This window comes from Streptomyces flavochromogenes (genome assembly GCF_000717595.1).
GTDB classification, from domain to species: domain Bacteria; phylum Actinomycetota; class Actinomycetes; order Streptomycetales; family Streptomycetaceae; genus Streptomyces; species Streptomyces flavochromogenes.
The window spans coordinates 1-24,297 of record NZ_JNZO01000055.1; the positions used below are offsets into that span (position 1 = coordinate 1).

General features: G+C 73.2%; 18 protein-coding genes. 13 read left to right on the forward strand and 5 right to left on the reverse strand.

Annotation, left to right across the window (positions count from 1 at the left end):
* The first annotated feature begins 382 nt into the window (after positions 1-382).
* Positions 383-1,345 carry a DNA-3-methyladenine glycosylase family protein gene (locus IF00_RS0139155; protein WP_030326683.1) on the forward strand — a complete coding sequence of 321 codons (963 nt, stop codon included), beginning with the start codon at positions 383-385 and terminating at the stop codon, positions 1,343-1,345.
* Between the two features lie 575 nt (positions 1,346-1,920).
* Here IF00_RS0139155 and IF00_RS0139160 read toward each other — a convergent pair.
* The 3 genes from IF00_RS0139160 to IF00_RS0139175 all read right to left on the reverse strand — a co-directional run bounded on the left by IF00_RS0139160 (position 1,921) and on the right by IF00_RS0139175 (position 4,968).
* Positions 1,921-3,228 carry a coenzyme F420-0:L-glutamate ligase gene (locus IF00_RS0139160; RefSeq protein WP_030326684.1) on the reverse strand — a complete coding sequence of 436 codons (1,308 nt, stop codon included), beginning with the start codon at positions 3,226-3,228 and terminating at the stop codon, positions 1,921-1,923.
* 194 nt (positions 3,229-3,422) lie between these two features.
* Positions 3,423-4,376 carry a 2-phospho-L-lactate transferase gene (gene cofD / locus IF00_RS0139170; protein WP_030326686.1) on the reverse strand — a complete coding sequence of 318 codons (954 nt, stop codon included), beginning with the start codon at positions 4,374-4,376 and terminating at the stop codon, positions 3,423-3,425.
* A 64-nt stretch (positions 4,377-4,440) separates the two neighbouring features.
* Positions 4,441-4,968, reverse strand: a complete 528-nt coding sequence (locus IF00_RS0139175) for a cysteine dioxygenase (protein ID WP_030326688.1) — start codon at positions 4,966-4,968, stop codon at positions 4,441-4,443.
* Between the two features lie 701 nt (positions 4,969-5,669).
* Here IF00_RS0139175 and IF00_RS0139180 point away from each other — a divergent pair.
* The 3 genes from IF00_RS0139180 to IF00_RS0139190 all read left to right on the forward strand — a co-directional run bounded on the left by IF00_RS0139180 (position 5,670) and on the right by IF00_RS0139190 (position 11,529).
* Complete coding sequence (locus IF00_RS0139180; RefSeq protein WP_015033978.1) at positions 5,670-5,933, forward strand: WhiB family transcriptional regulator; 264 nt, start codon at positions 5,670-5,672, stop codon at positions 5,931-5,933.
* Positions 5,934-6,307: 374 nt separating this feature from the next.
* Positions 6,308-9,991, forward strand: a complete 3,684-nt coding sequence (locus tag IF00_RS0139185) for a glycosyltransferase family 2 protein (RefSeq protein WP_037640281.1) — start codon at positions 6,308-6,310, stop codon at positions 9,989-9,991.
* Complete coding sequence (locus tag IF00_RS0139190) at positions 9,988-11,529, forward strand: DUF5719 family protein (RefSeq protein WP_030326692.1); 1,542 nt, start codon at positions 9,988-9,990, stop codon at positions 11,527-11,529. The genes IF00_RS0139185 and IF00_RS0139190 overlap by 4 nt, the downstream gene beginning before the upstream one ends.
* A gap of 15 nt (positions 11,530-11,544) precedes the next feature.
* On the opposite strand, the gene IF00_RS0139195 is transcribed toward IF00_RS0139190, so the two are convergent.
* Positions 11,545-12,000: a metallopeptidase family protein gene (locus tag IF00_RS0139195; RefSeq protein WP_030326694.1), complete on the reverse strand. Its 456-nt coding sequence runs from the start codon at positions 11,998-12,000 to the stop codon at positions 11,545-11,547.
* Between the two features lie 299 nt (positions 12,001-12,299).
* Here IF00_RS0139195 and IF00_RS0139200 point away from each other — a divergent pair, with 299 nt between their 5' ends.
* From IF00_RS0139200 to IF00_RS0139235, 8 genes are all read left to right on the forward strand, one after another.
* A complete protein-coding gene (locus IF00_RS0139200) occupies positions 12,300-12,734 on the forward strand; it encodes a DUF3499 domain-containing protein (protein ID WP_078945049.1) in 435 nt (144 codons plus the stop codon).
* Positions 12,735-12,838: 104 nt separating this feature from the next.
* Positions 12,839-14,203, forward strand: a complete 1,365-nt coding sequence (locus IF00_RS0139205; protein ID WP_030326701.1) for a phosphomannomutase/phosphoglucomutase — start codon at positions 12,839-12,841, stop codon at positions 14,201-14,203.
* 97 nt (positions 14,204-14,300) lie between these two features.
* Positions 14,301-14,480: a Trm112 family protein gene (locus IF00_RS0139210; RefSeq protein WP_030326703.1), complete on the forward strand. Its 180-nt coding sequence runs from the start codon at positions 14,301-14,303 to the stop codon at positions 14,478-14,480.
* Positions 14,481-15,873: 1,393 nt separating this feature from the next.
* Entirely contained in the window at positions 15,874-17,022 is a 1,149-nt protein-coding gene (locus IF00_RS0139215; protein WP_030326704.1) for an SIS domain-containing protein, read from the forward strand.
* 163 nt (positions 17,023-17,185) lie between these two features.
* Positions 17,186-18,337: a mannose-6-phosphate isomerase, class I gene (gene manA, locus IF00_RS0139220; protein WP_030326705.1), complete on the forward strand. Its 1,152-nt coding sequence runs from the start codon at positions 17,186-17,188 to the stop codon at positions 18,335-18,337.
* 66 nt (positions 18,338-18,403) lie between these two features.
* Positions 18,404-19,369 (forward strand): cation diffusion facilitator family transporter, encoded by a 966-nt coding sequence (locus IF00_RS0139225; RefSeq protein ID WP_030326706.1) that lies wholly within the window; start codon positions 18,404-18,406, stop codon positions 19,367-19,369.
* Between the two features lie 331 nt (positions 19,370-19,700).
* The gene (locus tag IF00_RS0139230) at positions 19,701-21,056 is read left to right on the forward strand and encodes an adenosylhomocysteinase (RefSeq protein ID WP_030326708.1); all 1,356 of its coding nucleotides are present in this window, start codon (positions 19,701-19,703) and stop codon (positions 21,054-21,056) included.
* A 184-nt stretch (positions 21,057-21,240) separates the two neighbouring features.
* Positions 21,241-21,855 (forward strand): hypothetical protein, encoded by a 615-nt coding sequence (locus IF00_RS0139235; protein WP_030326709.1) that lies wholly within the window; start codon positions 21,241-21,243, stop codon positions 21,853-21,855.
* A 3-nt stretch (positions 21,856-21,858) separates the two neighbouring features.
* On the opposite strand, the gene IF00_RS0139240 is transcribed toward IF00_RS0139235, so the two are convergent.
* Entirely contained in the window at positions 21,859-22,803 is a 945-nt protein-coding gene (locus IF00_RS0139240) for an RDD family protein (protein WP_209439847.1), read from the reverse strand.
* A gap of 119 nt (positions 22,804-22,922) precedes the next feature.
* Here IF00_RS0139240 and IF00_RS0139245 point away from each other — a divergent pair, with 119 nt between their 5' ends.
* The gene (locus IF00_RS0139245; RefSeq protein WP_030326711.1) at positions 22,923-23,930 is read left to right on the forward strand and encodes a stage II sporulation protein M; all 1,008 of its coding nucleotides are present in this window, start codon (positions 22,923-22,925) and stop codon (positions 23,928-23,930) included.
* The last annotated feature ends 367 nt before the right edge of the window (positions 23,931-24,297 follow it).

Sequence of the window (24,297 nt, forward strand, 5' to 3'; positions counted from 1 at the left end):
GAGGGTGGGCACAACGGAACGGCGCCCGTTGCCGGGCCCGGGCTTCCGCGCCCTGACCGGCACCCGGGTGCGCGCCGCACTGTGGGTGCGGGTCCAGGCACAAGGGGCGGAGGCGCCGCCGAGGGCGCCGTCCGGTGTGCCCACCCGTCCCTCCCTCAAGGACTTCGTCCAGGGGCCCCCAAGCGGGACGATTGCCCATACGGCGGTGGGTGGCGGGCGCGGCGCCACGCACGGGCGGCGCCCAGGCCCCGCCCCCGGCCAACACGGGCGGCGCCGGGCTCGCGCACGCGGCGCCAGACCTGGCCACAGGCAACGGCGCCAGGCGCAACCACCAAGAACGGCCCCACGTCCCGCCACCCCGCACAGGGCTACGCTCGTACCCATGGCCGGCCGCTTCAGACCCACCACCCCCACCACCCGCACCACGATCCGCGGCGGCGACACCCCCGTACCCGCCCCCGCCGACTACCCCCTGGACCTGGGCCTCACCCTCGGCCCCCTCCGCCGCGGCCCCGCCGACCCCACCTTCCGTGTGACCCCCGACGGCTCCGTCTGGCGGGCGAGCCGCACGCCCGACGGCCCCGGCACGATCCGAGTGGCCGTCCGGGACGGCGCGGCCGAGGCCGAGGCCTGGGGCGCGGGCGCGACCTGGCTCCTGGAGAACGCTCCCGCGCTGCTCGGCGCCGACGACGACCCCGCCGCCTTCGTCCCCCGGCACAAGCTGGTCCTGGCGAGCCACCGCCGCCGTCCCGGCCTCCGGCTGACCCGCACGGGCCTGGTCCTGGAGTCGCTGATCCCGACGATCCTGGAGCAGAAGGTCACGGCGACGGAGGCGTACGGGGCGTGGCGGCAGCTCGTACGGAAGTACGGCGAGCCCGCGCCGGGTCCGGCCCCCGAGGGCATGTACGTGATGCCGGACGCGCGGACGTGGACGCAGATCCCGTCATGGGAGTGGCACGGCGCGAACGTCGACGGCAAGCGCTCGGCGACGATCGTCCGCGCGGCCCGGGTGGCGGCCCGCCTGGAGGAGGCCGTCCTCATGGACCCGCCGGCGGCCCGCGGACGCCTGGAACTGATCCCGGGCATCGGCCCGTGGACGAGCGCGGAGACGATCCAGCGCAGCAACGGCGCCCCGGACGAGGTCACCACCGGCGACCTCCATCTTCCCGGCATCGTGGGCTGGGCCCTGGCGGGGGACCGGACGGCCGACGACGAGGCGATGCTGGACCTCCTGGCCCCCTACGAGGGCCAACGCCACCGAGCGGCCCGCCTGATCCTCCTCAGCGGCCGGGTCCCACCCCGCCGGGCCCCCCGCATGACCCCGGGAAACATCACGCGCATCTAGCGGGTGGCGAAGCCCCCGACGCGCCCCGAGCCCGCCGACGGACTTCATCTCGACGCCGTAGTACGGCCGAGGTCCGGCGGGGGGCGGCAGGGGCGGCGGCGGGGACACCGGCGGTGGACGAGGAGGGCGTTCGCCCCTGACCGGGCCGGGCCTTCCCGGAGCCGCCCGCCCTCGGCACGGCACCCTTCGTCGCGGGCTTCGCGGGCTTCGCGGGCTTCGCGGGCTTCGCGGGCTTCGCGGGCTTCGCGGGCTTCGCGGGCGTTCGCCCCCGACCCTCGCCCGCAGCACCGGCCTTCCCACCGCCCGCGCCACGAGCACGCCCGCCGCCGAGGTCGCGACCCGGACGGGTATGCCCGTCACCGGCCGTCCGGCCGGCAGGCTCGGTGCGCCGGCCGGTTGTCACGGACGCGGACGAGCCTCTTCGGGCTGACCGGCATCGCGCAGACGACACACCGCCTCAGCCCGACGGCACCGGAGGTACTTCACGGCGCCCCCTTGTCGCACTCGGCAGGAGGCGAGACCAGCGACCCGACCCGTCACGGGCCAGGCCCTTTCCGCACTCCGGAGGGCCGGTCCTACCGCACCTCGACGAACCCCGAAGCCACCCGCGCCGCCCGCTCCTTCGGCGCGACCGCCGGATGTCCGATCGCGACCGCGCCCAGCGGGTCCCAGTCGTCCGGCAGGTCGAGGACCTCCCGTACGACGTCCCGGCAGAACATCGTCGAGGACACCCACGCCGAGCCCAGCCGTTCGCCGGCCAGCGCCACCAGGAAGTTCTGGACGCCCGCGCCCGCCGCCACCACGAACATCTCGCGTTCGGCCGTGTCCCGGCGCGGGTCGCCGTAGTGGTGGGAGCCGTCCATGACGAGGCAGGGCACCGCCAGGTACGGGGCGTTGCGCAGGACGTCCCCGCGCCGGACCCGCTTCGCGATGGACTCCTCGGACCGGCCGTCCCGCCGCAGGTCCGCGATCCACGCGTCCCGCATCGCGTCGAGCAGCCGTACGCGCGACTCCGCCGACTCCAGGAGCACGAACCGCCACGGTGTCGTGTGGTGCGGGGCCGGGGCCGTCAGGGCCGCCGCGACCGCGCGCCGTACCGCCCCGGGGTCGACCGGGTCGTCGGTGAACTCCCGTACGGTCCGGCGCAGCGTCACCGCCTCCCGTACCGCCTCCGACGTGCCCAGCCGGAACATGTCGTCGGCGGCGTCGCGCACCAGTGCCCGAGCCCCCGGTTCCTCGTCGCCGGCCACCACATGCGGAAGCCCCCGGACGACGGCCACCGGCAGACCCGCCGCCTTGCCCTTCACCAGGTCGCCCGCGGCGGCGAGTTCGTCCGCCGTGGCGACCACCGTCGCGCTCAGCGGATTGCCGAACGCGTCGGTCCCGCCGCGCAGATCGTCGAGGACCCGCACGCCGGCCGCGCCGATCGCCACGTCGGTGAGCCCGCCGCGCCAGGGCCGCCCGAAGGTGTCCGTGACGACGACGCCCACGTCGACGCCGAGCGCCTCGCGCAGCCCCGAACGGATGCCCCGGGCCGAGGCGTCGGGATCCTCGGGGAGCAACAGGACCGTTCCGGCAGGGGTGTTGGACGCGTCGACCCCGGCGGCGGCCATGACGAGCCCCTGCCGGTTCTCGACGATCCGCAGGGTGCCGCGCCGCGCCACCACCCGTACCGTCTCGGCGTCGATGGCCTCCTCGCGGTCGTCGGCGGCGATCACCCGCCCCTCGGCCTTGCTCACGATCTTGGAGGTGACGAGGAGGACGTCCCCGTCGACGAGCTCCGGCGAGACGGAGGCGATCAGCTTGGCCAGGTCGTCCCCGGCCGTCACCTCCGGCAGTCCGGGCAGCGCCCAGACCCGGTACGAGGGAGCCTCCTGCGCCACTCCCGACTCGACGGCCCGCCCGGATCCGACAGCCCGGACCGACCCAGCAGGCCCCACAGCCCCGACCGAGCCCCCAGCCCCGACCGAGCCCACAGGCCCGGCCGACCCCGCAGACCCGGCCGACCCCGCAGACCCCACAGCCCCAGCAGGCCCAACCGCCCCGACCGACCCCGCAGCCCCGGCAGTCACCTCAGTCACCGCAGCTCCTCCGCGAGCGCCAACGCCTCCCGTGCCATCGCGGCCGTCGCGTCGACATCGGTCATCATCAGCGGGACCGCCCGGCAGCGGATGCCCGCCGCCTCGACGTCCGCGACCGCGCCCGCGTCGACGGTGTCGACGAGCCAGCCGCCGAGCAGCTCGGCACCGTAGTTCCTGGCGACCGCCGCCGCCGTCGACTCCACGCCCACCGCCGCGAGCACCTTGTCGGCCATGCCGCGCACGGGCGCGTCACCGACGATGGGGGAGAGGCCCACGACGGGCGCCCCGGCCGCGACGATCGCCTCGCGGATCCCGGGCACGGCCAGGATCGTCCCGACGCTCACCACGGGGTTGGAGGGCGGGAAGAGGATGACGTCCGCCTCGGCGACGGCTTCGAGGACACCCGGCGCCGGCTTCGCGGCCTCCGCGCCGACCGGCACGATCGCCTTCGCGTCGACGGAGGCGCGCAGCTTCACCCAGTACTCCTGGAAGTGCACCGCGCGCTGCTCGCCGTCGACCTCGATCGCCACGTGCGTCTCGACGCGGTCGTCGGACATGGGGAGGAGGCGTACGCCCGGCTGCCAGCGGGCGCAGAGCGCCTCGGTGACGGCGCTCAGCGGGTAGCCCGCGCCGAGCATCTGGGTACGGACGATATGGGTCGCGAAGTCCCGGTCGCCGAGGCCGAACCACTCGGGTCCGACGCCGTACGCCGCGAGTTCCTCCTTGACGGTGAAGGACTCGTCCGTACGTCCCCAGCCCTGTTCCTCGTTGATGCCACCGCCGAGGGTGTACATCACCGTGTCCAGGTCGGGGCAGACCTTCAGCCCGAAGAGATGGATGTCGTCACCGGTGTTGCCGACGACCGTGATCTCCGCGTCCGGCGCGGCCTGCTTGAGGCCGCGAAGGAAACGGGCACCACCGATACCGCCGGCCAGAACCACAATGCGCATGCGAACAGTCTGTCAGCCGGGGGCTGCTCGCATGAGGGGGGTGGCCGGGAGGCGGGCGGGCGCGTCAGCCGACGACGGCGCCCGGGGCGAGCGGGGCCTGGACGGAGACGGGGGCGCACTGCGCCTGGAGCGACTCGTGCATCGGCATCTCGGTGAGGCCGGGGAAGTAGACGTGCAGGCTGACGGCCGGTTCGAGGGAGTCGTTGACGACCTCGTGGACGTACCCCGGCGCGAACACCCGCTGCGAGCCCGGCGCGAGCGCCCGGGTGCCCCGCTCCGTACGCTCCGTCAGTCCGCCCTCCAGGACGGTCAGTACGCCGGAGGAGCCCCCGTGGTCGTGGAGCCCGCTGCCCTGGCCGGGCACCCAGGAGAGCAGCCACACCTCGTAGCCCGGGCCGGTGCGCAGCCGGTGGTACCAGCGGGTCGTGGCGTCGTACTCGACGTACGGGGCCCACTGGGCGCGGTCGTCGGCGATCGAGCGTGCCAGGCCCGCGAACTCGGCCACCGTCTCGGGGTGGGCACGCTCGGGCTGGAGGAGGTGCGGGACCTCGAGGATGTCGCCGGCGATCTGAAGGTCGCTGTCCATGTTCATGGGTGGGGAGGTTCCTCAGCAGAAACAGAAGCGGTGGGGGTCACGAAGAAGAGGTGACGCGAGTGACGCAGGGTGACGCTGGGAGAAAAGCTGGAGCTCTACGGCATCAACAGCTGGGACAGCAACAGCAACAGCGCGCCTGGACAGCGCTGCGGAACCCACGGTTGTGGGTCGCGGAGAGCGCTGCGGTCGCTGGCATGCCACCAAAGGTGGCTGGAACAACACCCGACTGTCAACCCAATGCCCGATTTGGGGGTAATGTTTCACCTCATCCGGTTACAGTGCGCGGAGAAAGGTTTGTTCAGCCGCGGACCAGGACAGATGGCGCTTCAACCGTGCCCGTAAACATGGCGGCGCCCGCGTGATCGACCACGCTCGGTCACCACGCGGATCCCGGCCGGTCCGTGATCGGACTGTGATCCGGATCGCTTCCATGGCTGGATCGCAACAAGATCCAAGTCTCGGACGTCCTCCCTTGTGAAGGGTCGCGCACGGTGCGCCCAGGCCGGTGGCATGTGTCTCGTTTTTTGGTGATTTGAACACTTTCCGCATAGGCTTGGTTCCGCAGAGTGAATACGAGGCCCAATAGCAGATCTCGGCTTGACTCGCGCAGAGCACGAACTTGTAATTTCACTCGTGTCGTTCGGCCGGGTTCGCAACGGCAAGACCACGGGGACGCACAGAACAGACGAGGGGCGCACATGACCGAGTTGTTCCAGGAACTGCTGGTCGAGGACGCGGACGAAGAACTCGGCTGGCAGGAGCGCGCGCTGTGCGCCCAGACCGATCCCGAGTCCTTCTTTCCCGAGAAGGGCGGCTCGACCCGCGAGGCCAAGAAGGTCTGCCTCGCCTGCGAGGTCCGCTCCGAATGCCTCGAATACGCCCTGCAGAACGACGAGCGGTTCGGCATCTGGGGCGGCCTGTCCGAGCGCGAGCGACGCCGCCTGAAGAAGGCAGCGGTCTGAGCCGCCGCCCGCACCGCGTGAGGCCCGACGGGCCCCGCGCGAAGCCTCCCGGCCCGGCGAGCCTGGGAGCGCACACCGAGAACACGCGGTCCGCCGAGAACGGTCCGCCACCTGTGGTCCACCCCCAGGAGGCGGACCGTTCCGCGTGCCGGCACACGGAACGGCCGCCGCCGGGAGGCGGACCCTCCGCCGTCGGAAGCCGGGCCGTTCCGCGTGTACCGAGGGAAACTCCGCGCGCAGCGCGGGAAACCCTTCCTCCCGCTCTGTCCACAGCGGCGGCGGACCGCTCCGCGTGCAGCCGTTAGTGTGGGCCTCCGTCCGAGACGCTTCCCACGCCCCCCGCGGGCGACCCCGGCCGGAGGGCCCGTAGCTCGATGTCCTCAACTCCTGAGTTTCCGCGACACGTCGTCACCGCCGTGATCGTCACCCACGACGGCGCCCGCTGGCTGCCGGACGCCCTCGCCGGGCTGCTCGCCCAGGAACGCCCCGTGCAGAACGCGGTCGCCGCCGACACCGGCAGCGCCGACGACTCGGCGCAGCTCCTCGCCGACGGCATCGGCGCCGACCGTGTCCTGCATCTCGCCCGCCGCACCGGCTTCGGCGCCGCCGTCGAGGAGGCCGCCCGCACCGCGCCCGTGCTCGGACCCGAGGACCTCCCCTATCTGAAGCGCCCAAGCGGCTGGGACCCGGTCAGCCGGACCTGGAACGACGAGGCGTACGACCTCCCCGAACTCCCGCACGGCGAACCGGTCCAGTGGCTCTGGCTGCTCCACGACGACTGCGCCCCCGAGCCCGGCGCCCTCGCCGAACTCCTGCGCGTCGCCGACTCAGACGCGGACGCCGCCGTCATCGGCCCCAAACTGCGCGGCTGGTACGACCGGAAGCAGCTGCTCGAGACCGGCGTCTCCATCGCCCGCAGCGGCCGCCGCTGGACCGGACTCGACCGCCGCGAACAGGACCAGGGCCAGCACGACCAGGTCCGCTCCGTCCTCTCCGTCTCCACCGCCGGCATGCTCGTCCGCCGCGACGTCTTCGAGGAGCTCGGCGGCTTCGACCGCCGCCTGCCCCTCATGCGCGACGACGTCGACCTGTGCTGGCGCGCCCACGCCGCGGGACACCGCGTCCTGATCGCCCCCGACGCCGTCCTCCGGCACGCCGAGGCCTCCGCCCGCGAGCGCCGCACCGTCGACTGCGCCGGGCGCACCGCCGCCAACCCGCACCGCGTCGACAAGGCCGGCGCCGTCTACACCCTCCTCGCCAACAGCCGCGGTGCCGCCCTCCCGTACGTCTTCGTCCGGCTGATCGTCAGCACCCTGCTCCGCACCCTCGCCTACCTCGTCGGCAAGGTCCCCGGGCAGGCCGTCGACGAGGTCATGGGCCTCCTCGCCACCCTGCTGCGCCCCGAGAAGATCCTCGCCGCCCGCAAACGCCGCAAGAACCCCGTCGTCCCGGCGAACGAACTCCGCCCGCTGTTCCCGCCGCCCGGCGCCACCGTCCGCGCCGCCGTCGAACAGCTCACCGCCAACTTCGGCGGCTCCGAGGCCGATTCCGGCGGCTCCCGCCACGGCGTCGCCGAGTCCGGACCCGGCGGCGACGACGCCGACTACCTGGAGATCGAGCAGTTCGCCCGGCTCAAGAAGATCGCCCGCAAGCCCGGACCGGTCCTCTTCGCCCTCCTGCTCCTCATCTCCCTGGTCGCCTCCCGCAACCTCTTCGCCGGCGGCTCGCTGGCCGGCGGCGCCCTGCTGCCCGCGCCCGACACCGTCTCCGAACTCTGGTCGCGGTACGCCGACGGCTGGCACGCCCTCGGCACCGGCGGCACCCAGACCGCCCCGCCGTACCTCGCCGTCCTGGCCGCGCTCTCCGCGCTCTTCCTCGGCTCCACCTCCACCGCGCTGACCCTGCTGCTCGTCTGCTCGGTCCCGCTCGCCGGCTTCACCGCGTACTTCGCCGCCCGCGGCATCGTCGAGTCCCGGCTCCTGCGCGCCTGGGGCGCCATCGCGTACGCGTTCCTGCCCGCCGCCACCGGAGCCCTCGCCACCGGCCGGCTCGGCACCGCGGTCCTCGCGATCCTGCTGCCGCTGACGGCCCGCGCCGCCGTCGCCGCCCACGGCTTCAACCGGCCGGACCGGGGCAGCTGGCGCGCCACCTGGGCGTACACCTTCCTGCTGACCTTCGCCACCGCGTTCACCCCGGTCGTCTGGCCGCTCGCCGTCCTCCTCGGCCTCGGCGTACTCGTCGTCCGCCGCTCCGACATCACCGCGTACGGGCTGCGCTTCCTGGCCGCCGTCGGCACCCCGCTCCTGGTCCTCGCCCCCTGGTCGCTGACCCTGCTCACCGACCCGGCCGCGTTCCTGCGCGAGGCCGGCCTCGATGTCCGTACGGGCACGGCGACCGCGCTCGACCTGCTCGGCACCAGCCCGGGCGGCCCCGGCACCACCGGCGGCCTCCTGCTGGCCGGCCTGGTCCTCGCGGGCCTGGCCGGCCTGCTGCGCGAGGAGCGGCAGCTCGCCGTCCGCGCCGCCTGGGCCGCCGGTCTCGCCGGCCTCCTCTTCGCCGCCCTGTCCAACGGCGCGGGCGGCACCGGCTGGGCCGGACCCGCCACCCTCGTCTACGGCGCCGCCCTCATCGCCGCCGGCATGATCGGCGCCGAGGGCGGCCGCACCCGCGTCGCCGCCCACGGCTTCGGCTGGCGCCAGCCCGTCGCCGCCCTCATCGCCCTCGCCTGCGCCCTCGGCCCCGCCGTCGCCGCCGTCGGCTGGATGATCGCCGGCGCCGACGGACCGCTGACCCGGCGCGACCCGGTCCAGGTCCCGGCGTTCGTCGCCGAGGAGTCCGGCACCCGCGACCAGCCCCGCACCCTCGTCCTCGGCGGCACCTCGCCCGGCGAGGTCACGTACACCCTGGTCCGCGGCTCCGGCGCCCGCCTCGGCGACGCCGAACTCAACGTGGCCGCCGAGGACGATCCGCGCCTCGACGACGTCGTCGCCCACCTGGTCGCCGGCTCCGGCGCCGACCAGACCCAGCAGCTCAGCGGCTACGCGATCCGCTACGTCCTGGTACGGGACGGGGCACCGCGCCAGATGAGCCGCGTCCTCGACTCCACCCCCGGACTCAGCCGCCTCAGCCAGATCGACGGCAGCGCGCTCTGGCGCGTGGACCGCGAGATCGCCCGCGTCATGATCGTCCCGCCGACGGCGAAGACCGCGGAAGGCGCGACGCAGGGGACCGCGGACGCCGCGAAGGCGCCGACCGCCCCGGTCGCCGTCGCCGCCGGCCCCGTCGAGGCGCACACCGAGATCCCGGCCGGCCCCACCGGCCGCGTCCTGCGCCTCGCCGACCGCGCCGACGAGGGCTGGACCGCCACCCTCGACGGCAAGGAGCTGACCCGCACCACCGTCGACGGCTGGGCCCAGGGCTTCGAACTCCCCGCCGAGGCCGGCCGCCTCGACCTCACGTACGACCAGCCCCTCACCCACACCGCGTGGATCTGGGCCCAGGTCGGCCTCGCCGTCGTCCTCCTCGTCCTCGCCCTGCCGGGCCGGCGCCGCGAGATCGACGACGACCTGCCCGAGGAGGAGCTCGCGATCCCCGCCCAGGCGGCCGAGGGCGACGGCCGCCGTGCCCGGCGTCTGCGCGCCGCCGCGGAGGCCGAGGCGGAGGGCGTGACCGCCGGGACCGGCGGCCAGGACCCGGCGCCGGAGACCACGGCGATCCCGGAGCAGCAGACCCAGGAGTCCCAGGAATGGGACGGCGGCTACGACCCCGCCTACGCACAGGCCCAGGAACAGCCGCAGGGCGGCCACCAGGAGCAGCCCCAGCCCCAGGCCTACGCCGAGCAGGGCTACTACCAGGAGTACGCGGCCGACCCGTACCAGCAGCAGCCGTACGCGTACCCCCAGCAGGGCTACGAGCAGCAGCCGCAGCAGTACGACCAGCAGCAGCCGTACGCCGACCAGGGTTACGACCCGCAGCAGTACGACCCGTACACCTACGGCTACGGGCACCCCCAGGGCCACGAGACCGAGCAGCGTCCCGACGGGAGCAGCAACCAGTGAAGCGCACGACCCTCTCCCTGATCGCGGGCGCCACGGCGCTCGCCGCCGTCACCGGCTTCGCGTCCCTCACCACCCCGGACGGCGCCGCCGCCCCCCAGGTCAAGGCGCCCACCCGGCTGCCGGTCGAACGCGCGGGCCTGGCCTGCCCGGTGCCCAGCACCTCCGAGGTGGCCGAGACCCTCTACACCTCGTACACGCCGCCCAGCGGCGGTACGGACCCGGCGAAGGGCGGCACGGGAGGCTCGGGCACGGCCGACAAGCCGGCCGCCGCCACCGCCCAGCTGCGGCCCGCCGCGAGCACGACGACCTCCGGCGGCGCCCCCAAGGGCGGCACGAAGGCGAAGGCCCCGGCCACCGTCACCGCCCCCGGCAAGCCCGTCACCGCCGAGGCGAACGGCCCCTCCGCACCCGCCCTGACCGGCGCGGCGACCGGCACCCTCGCCCCCGGCTGGACCGTGCAGCAGACCACCGTCGTCTCGGCGGGCGGCGCCCGCGGCCTTCTCGGACTGAGCTGCGGCGCCCCCGACACCGATTTCTGGTTCCCCGCGGCCTCCACCGCCAAGGAACGCCAGGACTACGTCCACCTCACCAACCCGGACGACACGGCCGCCGTCGCCGACATCGAGCTGTACGGCCCCGAGGGCGTCCTCAAGTCCCAGTTCACCGAGGGCATCCCGGTCCCGGCCCGCTCCACGGTCCCCGTCCTGCTCTCCACCCTCACGGGCGAGGCCGCGCAGCAGTCCGTCACCGTCCACGTCACCACGCGCAGCGGCCGGGTCGGCGCGGCCATCGGTTCCGCCGACGAGAAGCTCGGCAGCGACTGGCTCGCGGCCTCGGCCGACCCGGCGAGCACCGCTGTGCTCCCCGGCATCCCGGCCGACGCCACCGCCGTACGCCTGGTGGCGTTCGTCCCGGGCGAGGACGACGCCGACCTGAAGATCCAGCTGGTCACCCAGAGCGGCACGATCGTCCCGGCGAGCGCCCGCTCCCTGCACGTGAAGTCGGGGATGACGGCCTCCGTCGAGCTGCCGGACCTCACCCGCGGCGAGGTGGGCTCGCTGATGCTCAGCCCGAGCGACCCGAAGAAGCCCACCCCGGTCGTGGCCGCCCTCAGGGTGGTCCGCGGCAAGGGCAACGACGCCGAGGTCGCCTTCGTACCCGCGACCGGGGCGATCTCCGCCCGCGCGACGATCGCCGACAACCGGGCCAAGGGGACGACGCTGGCCCTGACCGCCGTCGGCGCGGCAGCGCAGGTGAAGGTCACCGCCTCGGCGGGCTCCGGCGGGGGGACGCCCGTGACGAAGACGGTCACCGTCAAGGCGGGCACGACGACGGCCCTGACCGACCTGGTCCCCGCGGGCCTCAAGGGCTCCTACGCGCTGACCGTCGAACCGGTCTCGGGCGGCAAGGTGTACGCGTCGAGGACGCTGGCGGTGCCGCTGGACGGCACCCCGATGTTCACGGTCCAGACCTTCGTCGACGACCGGGGCACGGTCGAGGTCCCGTCGGCCCGCCAGGACCTGGGAGTCCTGGACTAGGCGGCGAGGGCGGGGTCAGTCCTGCCCGTACCGGGGATCGACCGACTCCGGGGAGAGTCCCAGCAGCTCGGCGACCTGCTCCACCACGACCTCGTGGACGAGGAGCGCCCGCTCGTCCCGGTTCTTGGAGCGGATCTCGACCGGCCGCCGGTAGACGACCACCCGGGCGGGATCGTTCTTCTCCGCGGCCACCGAGCCGCCCAGCGGCACCGTCTCGCCCGGCACCGCCGGCGGCACCTCCATGACGAGGAACTCGACGTCGGCGAGCTGCGGCCAGCGCCGTTCGAGACGTTCCACCGAGTCGAGGACGAGATCGCGGAAGGTGTCGGCCCGGCTCGCGGAGAGCGGCACCTGGGGCGGGGCGACGGGTCCCCGCATCCCGCGGCCGTGCCGGTCGCGGCGGCGCACCCGGGGCTCCGCCGGGGGCTCCGTGGAGTGGTGCGGGGGGCTCGGCGGCACAGGACTGTCCATCACTGACGCAGCGTAACCCTCATCGGTGCCCGTGCGCCGTGGCGCATCCTCGCCACGTTTCCGGGTGTCCCGGCAGCACCACTCCACCCCCTGTCGAAACCTGAACGATCCGGCCAACCGCCCGCCCGAATCGGGGGCCACTCGCGATCGGCCATCTGGCCGTGGTTGACCGGATCCATACCCCCGAGTGTCCGGATCGACTCCCGGCGCCACCCCCTTGCGCCCCCTCTCCCGCAGGTCGGAGCGGTCGCCACGCGAAGGGGGGTGGCGGAGGTCACAGCGCGACACGGTGGAGTGACCTGAGGGAGAGTCGTCGCGGCCCGCTCAAGAGTGCGGTACCGTCCAACGTCGTGAGCCCTGTACGTCGCTGTTCGCGCACTGCGTGCGGCCGCCCTGCCGTCGCGACACTGACGTACGTCTATGCCGACTCGACTGCGGTCCTCGGCCCGCTCGCCACCTACGCCGAGCCCCACTGCTACGACCTGTGCGCCCCGCACAGCGAGCGCCTGACCGCCCCACGGGGGTGGGAGGTCGTGCGGCTGACCGACGGTTCCGCCCCGCCCCGCCCCAGCGGCGACGACCTCGAAGCCCTGGCCAACGCGGTACGGGAAGCGGCCCGCCCTCAGGAACGCGCGGCCGAGGCCGGCGGCAAGGGCGGCGGAGGCCGCGGCGGCGACCCCATGGAGGTCGGCCGCAGAGGGCACCTGAGAGTGCTCCGCTCCCCCGACAACTGAGCGCAACCGGCCACCGTCCACGTACCCCGTCCCCACTCCGGGTAGTTTTGGCGTTCCGTACACGCGCCGCACACGCGTGCCGAAGAACTCAGGAGGGTGGATCCGTGACTGCCGATCTGTCGCAGATCGTGAAGGCGTACGACGTCCGCGGAGTGGTACCCGACCAGTGGGACGAGTCGCTCGCCGAGCTCTTCGGTGCCGCCTTCGTACGGGTGACGGACGCGGACGCGATCGTCATCGGCCACGACATGCGCCCCTCGTCGCCCGGCCTGGCGGACGCCTTCGCGCGCGGCGCGGCCCGCCTCGGCGCCGACGTCACCCTGATCGGACTCTGCTCCACCGATCAGCTGTACTTCGCTTCCGGCAGCTTCGACCTGCCCGGCGCGATGTTCACCGCCTCGCACAACCCGGCCCAGTACAACGGCATCAAGATGTGCCGCGCCGGCGCCGCCCCGGTGGGCCAGGACACGGGCCTGGCGGAGATCCGGGAACTCGCGGAGGGCTGGTCGGAGACCGGCGCGCCGGAAGCGGCGGCGAACCCGGGCGCGATCACCCATCGCGACACGCTCAAGGACTACGCGCAGTACCTGACGTCCCTGGTGGACCTGACGGCGATCCGCCCCCTCAAGGTCGTGGTGGACGCGGGCAACGGCATGGGCGGCCACACGGTCCCCACGGTCTTCGAGGGCCTGCCGCTGGATGTGGTCCCGATGTACTTCGAGCTGGACGGCACGTTCCCGAACCACGAGGCGAACCCGCTGGACCCGAAGAACATCGTCGACCTCCAGGCCCGCGTCCTGGCCGAGGGCGCCGACCTCGGGCTGGCCTTCGACGGCGACGCCGACCGCTGCTTCGTCGTGGACGAGCGCGGCGAGCCGGTCTCGCCGTCGGCGATCACGGCCCTGGTGGCGGCCCGCGAGCTCGCGAAGCACCCCGGCGGAACGATCATCCACAACCTGATCACCTCGTGGTCGGTGCCGGAAGTCGTCCGTGAACAGGGCGGCGAGCCGGTCCGTACGCGCGTCGGCCACTCCTTCATCAAGGAGGAGATGGCGAAGACCGGCGCGATCTTCGGCGGCGAGCACTCGGCGCACTACTACTTCAAGGACTTCTGGAACGCGGACACGGGCATGCTGGCCGCGCTCCACGTCCTGGCGGCCCTGGGCGGCCAGGAGGGCGCGCTTTCGGCCCTGGTGGCGGCGTACGACCGCTACGCGTCCTCGGGTGAGATCAACTCGACGGTGGCGGACCAGAAGGCGAGCGCGGCCAAGGTCAGGGCCACGTACGAGAACGAGGACGTCACCCTCGACGACCTGGACGGCCTGACGGTGACGGCGCGGGACTGGTGGTTCAACCTCCGCGCCTCCAACACGGAGCCGCTGCTGCGCCTCAACGTCGAGGCCCGCGACGAGGCGACGATGGCGAGGATCCGCGACGAGGTCCTGGCCCTGGTCCGCACCACGGCCTGACCTCCACGCGCCACCCCACCGCCGGGGGACAGGGCACCCCCCGTCCCCCGGCGGTAGGCTGACCTGGCCCGAAACCGCTTGTTCGAAGGGACACCCCATGCCGCTCGAAGCCGGCCTCCTGGAGATCCTGGCCTGCCCCGCGTGCCACGCTCCACTGAACGACCGCACGGCGGAGGAGACCCCCGAACTCATCTGCACGAGCCCCGACTGCGGCCTCGCCTATCCGGTCCGCGACAACATCCCGGTCCTCCTGACGGACGAGGCCCGCCGCCCCTAACCAGGGCCGGCGGCACGGAGCTGCCCCACGGCGACGCCGGCAGGGAGCGACCTGATGGTGACGGCAGCCCCACCGCCGCGGGCAGGGCATGGCGGACGGCTCGGGCGCACACCGCACGGCTCGGATCCCGGCTCGCGCCGCACGGACGCAGGCCCCCACGACGGGACAGGCCGCCCAAGACGCTCCGGACGGACCGGGCTCGGGCTCCTGCCGACGGGGACGCGGCTCACTTCGTACGGCCCGTACCCGGCGTTACGGCACCGGCTCGGCCTCGCGCCGCACGGCAACGGCCCTGGTCGAGTCGCGTGGTGCTGGTCCGTTCCGTACGGCACGGCTTGGGCGTCCACGGGACTGGCTCGGGCCGCATCGCAGGGGCCTGGCCGGTACGGCACAGGCTCCGGCTCGTGGCGTACGGCACGGTTCGTCGTTACGGCACCGGCCCGGGCTGCGGGGCACGGGCCTGGCCCGTACGGCACCAGCTCGGTCCCGCGCTGCACCGGCGAGTCCCTGTCTCGCACCGTGGCGCAAGCGGTCCGCTCCGTACGGCACGGGGGTCCAGGCTCACGTGGCGAGGGACGGGACCCGGCCCGTACGGCAAGGCCCCCCGGCCTGTACGGCACGGGCTCCGGTTCGTGCCGTACGGCGCTCGGCTCGTGCCGCAGGGCACGGGACCTGGCCCGCACGGTCCAGGGTTGCGCCGCACGGCGAGTCCCCCGGGCTCACGGTGCACGGCCAGAGGTCCGGTCCGCTCGGAGGGCACCGGGGCCGTACGGCACGGGGCTCGCTCCCGGCGCCCGACGGCACGGTCCCGGCTCCGCTCCGCCAGGCAAGGGCCCCGGTCCGTGCCGCTCGGCACGGAACCCGGCCCAGGCCGCGGGCCCTGCCGAGCCGCACGGCACGGGGGTGGCCGCCGCCCGGCGGGCCCACGCCTCGTGGTCCAGCCGAGCCGCAGGGCACGGGAGTGGCCGCCGCCCGCACCGCATCGGACGCCCGACCGACCCGCCCGCTCCCGCCTTCATCCGCTGCCCAGCCCCGCCCCAGCCCCCAACTCACCCCGCCCCATCCCCTCGCACTTCCCTGAGGGACCCGCCTCACCTCCCCGGGAGGGTCCGCCGCCAACGGCGAGCCCCCCACGGGGAAGCCCGCACCTCTGCCATCCCAGCTGTACGAGTGGTGCGGGTGGGAACGACAACCGGCCGACGGCAGGGCGCGGCGCACCACAAACACCCGCACAACCCCGCACCAGCACCGCAAGCCCCGCACCATAGAAGGTGCACGCACCACAAGGCACCCGCCCAAGCCGCCCGCACCAAGGGCACCGCACCGCACGACGAAGACCCCCAAGCCCCCCGCAGGGGCCCGCGACGACGACGCGACCGGAGGCACCCGCCCCATGCTCGACGAGACCCTCCTCGACGCCCCGGACGACCTCGCCCTGGCAGACCGCCGCGGCCTCCTCCGCGGCGCCGCCGAAGCCGGCGCCCGGGTAAGGACGGCGGCCAGGCACGCCGCCGAGGCCGGCATCGCGGACCTCCACCCCGAGGGCCGCCCCCGCGCAGTACTGGTCGCCGGCCCGGGCACCGCCGCCGCGGCCGTAGCGGACCTGATCGGCGCCCTGGCAGGAGCCTCGGCACCCGTCGTACGCCTCCAGCCGACCGGCGTCGCCCCCGCCGCGGGCGCCCTGCGCTGGGCCCTGCCCGGCTGGGCCGGCTCCGTGGACCTCCTCCTCCTGCCGACGACGGACGGCTCCGAACCGGGCCTGGCACTGCTCGCGGAGCAGGCGTACCGCCGCGGGATCACCGTCGTCGCCGTGGCGCCCAAGGCCTCGCCGCTCACCGAGACGGTCAGCGGCTCACGCGGTCTGTTCGTGCCGATGGCCGTCGCCCCGAACGAGGCCCCGAACGAATACGCCGAGAACATCGCGGCGAGCCCCGGCACCCTGTGGGCCCTGTTCACCCCGCTGCTCATGCTGCTCGACCGGGTCGGTCTCCTGGAGGCGCCGCCCGAGGCCCTGGAGAAGGTCGCCGACCGGCTGGACCGCATGGCGGAGCGCTGCGGCCCGGCCATCGCCACGTACAGCAACCCGGCGAAGACGCTCGCCGCCGAGCTCGCCGACACACTGCCGCTGATCTGGACGGAGGGCGCGGCCGCGGGCCCGGCGGGCCGCAGGTTCGCCGCCGTCCTTGCGGAGCTCGCCGGTCTGCCGGCGCTCGCGGCGGAACTCCCGGAAGCCCTCCCGGCCCACGGCGTACTCCTCGCGGGTGACTACGCGGCGGGCGCGGACCCCGAGGACTTCTTCCGCGACCGGGTGGACGAGCCGCAGGCGCTCCGGGCCCGGGTGGTCCTGCTGAGGGACCGTCCGTCGGACGGCCTGACCGCCGCCCACGCGGCCCGCGAACTGGCGCTGAGCCACGAGACGGCGATCAGCGAGCTGGAACCGGAGGAAGGTGATGACCTGGAGACCCTGGCGGAACTGCTCGCGGTGACCGACTTCGCGGCGGTCTACCTCTCCCTGGCAACCCCGGGCCGCACGGCGCTCTGAGCGCACCCCGAGAGCAGGCCCCCACACCACAAGCCCCGACCCACCCTCACCGCTCGCCCCTGTCCACCACCCCGTTACCCACCGGACACCCGCCCCCTGTCACCTGTCTCCCGACACCCCTCACCTCACCTTCCGTCACCACCCCGAGGAGCTGGCAGGCACCATGGACCGCCTCGTCAACACCGTTCGCCCCTACGCCTGGGGATCCACGACGGCCATCCCGGAGCTGCTCGGCGTCGCCCCGACCGGCGAGCCCCAGGCCGAGATGTGGATGGGCGCCCACCCCGGCGCCCCTTCCCGCACCGAGCGCGGCTCGCTGAACGCGCTGATCGACGCCGATCCCGTCGGCGAACTGGGGGAGCGTTCCGTCGAGAAGTTCGGCCCGCGCCTGCCGTTCCTGCTCAAGGTGCTCGCCGCCGGCGCCCCGCTCTCCCTCCAGGCCCACCCCGACCTCGCCCAGGCGCAGGCCGGTCACGCGGCCGAGGAAGCCGCGGGCATCCCGATCGACGCCCCGCACCGGACGTACAAGGACGCCAACCACAAGCCCGAGCTGATCTGCGCGCTCACCCCCTTCGAGGGGCTGTGCGGATTCCGCGCGCCGGCCCAGACCGCGGACCTGCTCGCCGCCCTCGGCGTCGACTCGCTCAAGCCGTACGTCGACCTCCTGCACGCCCACCCCGAAGAGGCCGCCCTCCGCGAGGTCCTGACGGCGCTGCTGACCGCCGATCCGGAGGAGATGGCGCACACCGTGGCAGAGACGGCCGCGGCCGCGGACCGTCTCGGCGGCGAGCACGCCCCGTACGCGAGCCTCGCCCACCACTACCCGAGCGACCCCGGTGTCATCGCCGCGATGCTCCTCAACCGGGTCACGCTGCAGCCCGGCGAAGCTCTCTACCTGGGCGCCGGAGTCCCGCACGCCTACCTCTCGGGCCTCGGCGTCGAGATCATGGCCAACTCCGACAACGTGCTGCGCTGCGGACTCACTCCCAAGCACATCGACGTCCCCGAACTCCTGCGCGTGGTCCGCTTCGAGCCGAACGACCCGGCCGTCCTGCGCCCCGAGGCCTCCCCGTCCGGGGAAGAGGTCTACGACACCCCGATCGACGAGTTCCGCCTCTCCCGTCTCGTACGGCCGGAGGGCGCGGCCCCGACGGATCTGACGAGCCCCACCCCGCAGATCCTGCTCGCCGTGGCGGGTCGCCCGAAGGCGGGCGAAGTGACCCTCGCCGCCGGCGAATCCGTCTTCGTGCCCGCGGGCGAGAAGGCCGAACTCTCCGGTACGGGGACGGTCTTTCGCGCCACCGTCGTGGCCTGATGCGACAATGACCGGCCGAACCGCGGCGACAGAGCCGGTGCATCGACGAAGGGACCACGTACACCCATGAGCGCGTCAGGCGGAACCAAGGCGATCGTGGCGGCACTCGCCGCCAACCTGGCGATCGCCGTAGCCAAGTTCGTGGCGTTCCTCTTCAGTGGTTCGTCGTCGATGCTCGCCGAGAGCGTCCACTCCCTCGCCGACTCCGGCAACCAGGGCCTGCTGCTCCTCGGCGGCAAGAAGGCGAAGCGCGAGGCGACTCCGCAGCACCCCTTCGGCTACGGCCGCGAGCGGTACATCTACGCCTTCCTCGTCTCCATCGTGCTCTTCTCCGTCGGTGGCATGTTCGCCATCTACGAGGGCTACGAGAAGATCAAGCACCCGCACCCGATCGAGGCCTGGTACTGGCCGGTCGGCGTCCTCGTCTTCGCGATCATCGCCGAGTCCTTCTCCTTCCGTACCGCCATCCAGGAATCGAACCAGATCCGCGGCGGCCTCACCTGGACGCAGTTCGTCCGCCGGGCGAAGGCCCCCGAGCTGCCCGTCGTCCTCCTGGAGGACCTCGGCGCGCTCGTCGGCCTCGTCCTCGCGCTCGGCGGCGTCGGCCTCGCCCTGCTGACCGGCGACGGCATCTGGGACGGCATCGGCACCCTCTGCATCGGCGTCCTGCTGATCGCCATCGCGATCGTGCTGGCCGCCGAGACCAAGTCGCTGCTGCTCGGCGAGTCCGCGGGCACCGACGAGGTCCAGCGGATCGAGGCCGCGGTCGTGGACGGCGAGACCGTCACCCGCCTCATCCACATGCGTACGCTCCACCTCGGTCCTGAGGAGCTCCTCGTCGCCGCCAAGATCGCCGTTCAGCACGACGACTCGGCCGGCGACGTCGCGAACGCCATCAACGCCGCCGAGGCACGCATCCGCGCCGCCGTCCCGATCGCCCGGGTCATCTACCTGGAGCCGGACATCTACAAGGAGACGGCTGCCTCGGCCGGCCCCGACCTGGCGAAGACCCCGGACGACAACGACCGCTGACGGCCGACGCCGGCGCACCTCACCCCGGTCCTTGCACCAGGCCCCCGAGACCCCACGGTCCCGGGGGTCTCGTGCGTATGTACGGGGCTTCGATCACGCCCCGCGGCCCGATGCGGACTGTGGCCCGCCCCGCCGTCCGGTGTAGATTCGTGACCAGCCAGACGTCGCTGCTGATGGCGGTCGGGCGGTCCTCGCGGACCGGCCGAGGGAGAGAGGGCCTCCGACGACGGCACCGTGGAAAACCCCGGGCATTCGTGTGTCCAGGGATCCTCCGTGGTGCCCGGCGCCCCAACCGACCCTCGCACGCGAACACACGAGGAGCAGCTCAGTCATGACGACTGCCGCCCATCAGGACTTCAAGGTCGCCGACCTCTCCCTGGCCGCCTTCGGCCGCAAGGAGATCACCCTCGCCGAGCACGAGATGCCCGGCCTGATGTCGATCCGCCGCGAGTACGCCGAGCAGCAGCCCCTCGCCGGCGCCCGCGTCACCGGCTCCCTGCACATGACCGTGCAGACCGCCGTCCTCATCGAGACCCTGGTCGCCCTCGGCGCCGAGGTCCGCTGGGCCTCCTGCAACATCTTCTCCACCCAGGACCACGCCGCCGCGGCCATCGCCGTCGGCCCGAACGGCACCCCGGAGAACCCGCAGGGCGTCCCGGTCTTCGCCTGGAAGGGCGAGACCCTCGAGGAGTACTGGTGGTGCACCGAGCAGGCCCTCACCTGGCCGAACTCGCCCACCGGCGGCCCGAACATGATCCTCGACGACGGTGGTGACGCCACCCTCCTCGTCCACAAGGGCGTCGAGTTCGAGAAGGCCGGCTCCGCCCCGGACCCGGCCACCGCGGACAGCGAGGAGTACGGCTACATCCTCCGCCTCCTGAACCGCACTCTCGGCGAGAACCCGCAGAAGTGGACCCAGCTGGCGTCCGAGATCCGCGGCGTGACCGAGGAGACCACCACCGGCGTCCACCGCCTGTACGAGATGCAGCAGGCCGGCGACCTCCTCTTCCCGGCGATCAACGTGAACGACGCCGTGACGAAGTCGAAGTTCGACAACAAGTACGGCTGCCGCCACTCCCTCATCGACGGCATCAACCGCGCCACCGACGTCCTCATCGGCGGCAAGACCGTGGTCGTCTGCGGCTACGGCGACGTCGGCAAGGGCTGCGCCGAGTCCCTGCGCGGCCAGGGCGCCCGCGTGATCGTCACGGAGATCGACCCGATCTGCGCGCTCCAGGCGGCGATGGACGGCTACCAGGTCACGACCCTGGACGAGGTCGTGGAGAAGGCCGACATCTTCATCACCACGACCGGCAACAAGGACATCATCATGGCCGCGGACATGGCCAAGATGAAGCACCAGGCCATCGTCGGCAACATCGGCCACTTGGTCCTCATCGTGCTGTCCGAGGGCCGCCTCCTCAACCTGGGCAACGCGACCGGCCACCCCTCCTTCGTCATGTCGAACTCGTTCGCGGACCAGACCCTGGCCCAGATCGAGCTCTACACGAAGCCGCAGGAGTACCCGACCGACGTGTACGTGCTGCCCAAGCACCTGGACGAGAAGGTCGCCCGTCTCCACCTGGACGCCCTCGGCGTCAAGCTGACGACCCTCCGCCCCGAGCAGGCCGCGTACATCGGCGTCGAGGTCGAGGGCCCGTTCAAGCCGGACCACTACCGCTACTGATGCCCCGGCCGGCGGCGCCCGCGCGCTGACGCGACGCCGCCCCGGACACCCGTAGAGGAAACAGGCAGGCCCCCCGCACCCCCGTGCCGGGGGGCCTGCCTCGTCCCAGGGCCGTCCGGCGGAGACCAGGGCCGGACAGGCCCTACCCCCACACCCGGAAGCCCCCGTCCCGAGGACCCGACCCATGCCCCGCGGCCGTTATTCGCTCCATGACCCGCACGACCACACCCCCCTCGGCGACGAACACTTCCACTGCGCGCCCGGCCCCTCCGGCTGGCGCTACGTCTCGCAGGTCACCACCCCCTCGGGCGACCATCAGGGCTCCGTCGACCTGGCCGTCGACGAACTCGGCCGCCCCATCCGTCTCGAACTCCACGCCGCCGGCTGGCAGGTCCGCGGTGCGGCCCTCGACGGCGTCACCTGGGTCCGCACGGACCCCACCGGAACCCACGCCACCGAAGGCAATGTGCGCGCCCACGCCTTCACCGGCACGTCCCCGGCGTTCCTCGTCGCACTCACGCGACTCTTGCGTCTCACCCCCGATTCCCCCGAGACCCGTGTCAGGCTCGTCGCCTTCACGGACCCGGTGCTCGCCCCCCTCACGGTCGACCAGTCCTGGGCCCTGCTGAAGAGTGAAGCGCACGCCACTGACAACGGCCCCCTGATGGTGGACGAATACCAGGTCAGCGCCCTGGACACGGGCGAACGGCACACCGTCCACATCGCCGGCGACGTGGTCCTCTCAGCCCCTGGCATCGAACTCGAAGCTCTGGAGACCCCGCCGTCGGTCTTCCCCTGACGATCAGGCGGGCGGAGCGAACCCGGTAGCGGGCGCCGCGGCCTCCTGACCGCCGTCCCCGGGGGAGGCGACGACCGGCGCGGCAGCCGGAGGGGCCGCCGGGGAAGGCGCGACAGGAGGAACGAAGCCCGGCGCCGGCATCCCCACAGCCCCGGGCATCCCGCTCACCCCGGGAATCCCCGCCACCCCGGTCACTCCCGCGGAGCCGAACGCCCGCCGAGCCTCCCGCGTCTGCCGCTCGGCCGTCACTCCCGCCAGATACGCGTCGGCCGGCACCCCCGGCGGCGGAGGCGTCCCGGTCCGGGCCACCAGCTCGTCCGCCAGCCGCTCAGCCAGCCGCCGCCCCACCACCGGGTCCAGCTCACGCGCCCGCGTGAGGTACTGCCGTATCTCCAGCCACAGGGGCTCGGGCACCGCCGAGAGATCGAGCCCGGCGAAGCGCCCCACCAGCCACGGCGGCGGCGGAGGCACGGCGAGCACCCGCGCCGCGGGTATCCGTTCCCGCACGACGAGCGTCCCCGCGAAGACGTCCCCGAGCCGTCGCCCGCGCTCCGACACGAGCGACGCGACACAGGCGACGACCCCGAACGTCATCAGGATCTCCACGACCCCCATCGCCCCCCGCACGAGCGCGTGCCGGAACCGGATCGGCCCCCCGTCGTCCCGCACCACACGCAGCCCGCATGCCAGCTTCCCCAGCGACCGCCCGTGGGACAGCGTCTCCACCGCGATCGGGGCCCCCACCAGGATCAGCAGGAAGGAGGCGATGGACACCGCCATCACCGCCGCCTCGTCGAGCGACGCGGTGGCGACCGCGATCCCGAGCGTGACCAGCAGATACACGGCCCAGACCACCACCAGGTCGATGAGCACCGCCAACGCCCGGCTCGGAAGCCGGGCGGGCTGCAACCCCAGTACGACGGCATCCCCGGTCACCACGTCACTCACGGCACCCACCCTTCTCCGACCTTCCCGACCCCTCCGAACGTCAGTCTGCCAAGCTGACCCGCAGCGCGCCGCAGCAGTACGGAACCGTCCGCAGCCGATGCCTGGAGCAGCAGCCGATCATGGACCTCGACGTCTACGTCACCGCCCACCGCGCCGAGTGGGAACGCCTCGACCACCTCCTGCGCCGGGGCGGCAAGCTGACCGGAGCCGAGGCCGACGAACTCGTGTCCCTGTACCAGCGCGCGGCCACCCACCTCTCGATCGTGCAGTCGAGCGCCCCGGACCCCATGCTGACGGCCCGGCTCACCCAGCTCGTGGCATGCGCCCGCGCCACGGTCACCGGCACCCGCCGTTCCTCGTGGCGCGACGCCGCCCGCTTCCTCACGGCCGGCTTCCCCGCGGCCGTCTACCGCTCCCGCCACTGGTGGGTACCGACGGCCGTCCTCTCCACCCTGCTCGCCGTTCTCATCGGCTGGTGGATCGGTACGCACCCCGAGGTCCAGGCCGCGATCGGCGCCCCCGCCGACCTTCGCGAGATGACCCGTCCCGGCGGCCAGTACGAGACGTACTACTCCAGCAACCCGGCGGCGTCCTTCGCCGCCCAGGTCTGGACGAACAACGCCCAGGCCGCCGCCATGTGCCTGGTTCTGGGCGCCTTCCTGGGCATCCCGGTGCTCTGGATCCTCTTCGTGAACATGCTGAACGTCGGTGTCGGCATCGGCCTGATGTCGTCCGCGGGCCGCCTCGACGTCTTCCTGGGCCTGATCCTTCCCCACGGCCTGCTCGAACTGACGGCCGTCTTCGTGGCCGCCGGCACGGGCCTCCGACTCGGCTGGACGGTCATCGACCCCGGCCCCACCACCCGCCGCGCAGCCCTCGCGGAACGCGGCCGCGCCGCCGTCGGCATGGCCATCGGCCTGGCCCTGGTCCTCTTCGTCTCGGGCCTGATCGAAGGCTTCGTCACCCCGTCGGGCCTGCCCACCTGGGCCCGCATCACCATCGGCGTCGCCGCTGAGCTGCTCTTCCTCGCCTACGTCTACGTCCTCGGCGGCCGCGCCGCCCGCGCCGGCGAACAGGGCGACCTCGAGGAGGCCGACCGCAGCGCGCAGTTCCCCACCGCCGCCTGATGTGCGTACGGCCCCGCTGACCTGCTAGTGTCCTCCGGTGCCCACAAAAGCCATTGACATGGCGGACGTGGGGAGGTAGATTCAAACGGTTGCCTGGAACTGGACAGTTCGGCAGCGATCAAGTAGAGTCTCACTCACTCCGGTCGGGAATTCGATTCCACGGAGTCACCCCGATTCTTATTCGAATCAAGAAAGCCACCGATTAGGTCGGCCCAAATGATTCTGATAAAGTCGGAACCGCCGAAAGGCCCCCGGAGTGAAAACAAAAGGGACCGGAAAGCGCCGAGGAAATCGGGTCGGAAAGATCTGATAGAGTCGGAAACGCAAGACCGAAGGGAAGCCCGGAGGAAAGCCCGAGAGGGTGAGT

What these genes read in the sequence shown, in the direction of transcription:
- IF00_RS0139155 (WP_030326683.1), top strand. Translation starts at nt 383, where the DNA reads ATGGCCGGCCGCTTCAGACCCACCACCCCCACCACCCGCACCACGATC.
- cofD (WP_030326686.1), bottom strand. Translation starts at nt 4,376, where the DNA reads ATGCGCATTGTGGTTCTGGCCGGCGGTATCGGTGGTGCCCGTTTCCTT.
- IF00_RS0139175 (WP_030326688.1), bottom strand. Translation starts at nt 4,968, where the DNA reads ATGAACATGGACAGCGACCTTCAGATCGCCGGCGACATCCTCGAGGTC.
- IF00_RS0139180 (WP_015033978.1), top strand. Translation starts at nt 5,670, where the DNA reads ATGACCGAGTTGTTCCAGGAACTGCTGGTCGAGGACGCGGACGAAGAA.
- IF00_RS0139185 (WP_037640281.1), top strand. Translation starts at nt 6,308, where the DNA reads ATGTCCTCAACTCCTGAGTTTCCGCGACACGTCGTCACCGCCGTGATC.
- IF00_RS0139195 (WP_030326694.1), bottom strand. Translation starts at nt 12,000, where the DNA reads ATGGACAGTCCTGTGCCGCCGAGCCCCCCGCACCACTCCACGGAGCCC.
- IF00_RS0139210 (WP_030326703.1), top strand. Translation starts at nt 14,301, where the DNA reads ATGCCGCTCGAAGCCGGCCTCCTGGAGATCCTGGCCTGCCCCGCGTGC.
- IF00_RS0139215 (WP_030326704.1), top strand. Translation starts at nt 15,874, where the DNA reads ATGCTCGACGAGACCCTCCTCGACGCCCCGGACGACCTCGCCCTGGCA.
- manA (WP_030326705.1), top strand. Translation starts at nt 17,186, where the DNA reads ATGGACCGCCTCGTCAACACCGTTCGCCCCTACGCCTGGGGATCCACG.
- IF00_RS0139225 (WP_030326706.1), top strand. Translation starts at nt 18,404, where the DNA reads ATGAGCGCGTCAGGCGGAACCAAGGCGATCGTGGCGGCACTCGCCGCC.
- IF00_RS0139230 (WP_030326708.1), top strand. Translation starts at nt 19,701, where the DNA reads ATGACGACTGCCGCCCATCAGGACTTCAAGGTCGCCGACCTCTCCCTG.
- IF00_RS0139235 (WP_030326709.1), top strand. Translation starts at nt 21,241, where the DNA reads ATGCCCCGCGGCCGTTATTCGCTCCATGACCCGCACGACCACACCCCC.
- IF00_RS0139245 (WP_030326711.1), top strand. Translation starts at nt 22,923, where the DNA reads ATGGACCTCGACGTCTACGTCACCGCCCACCGCGCCGAGTGGGAACGC.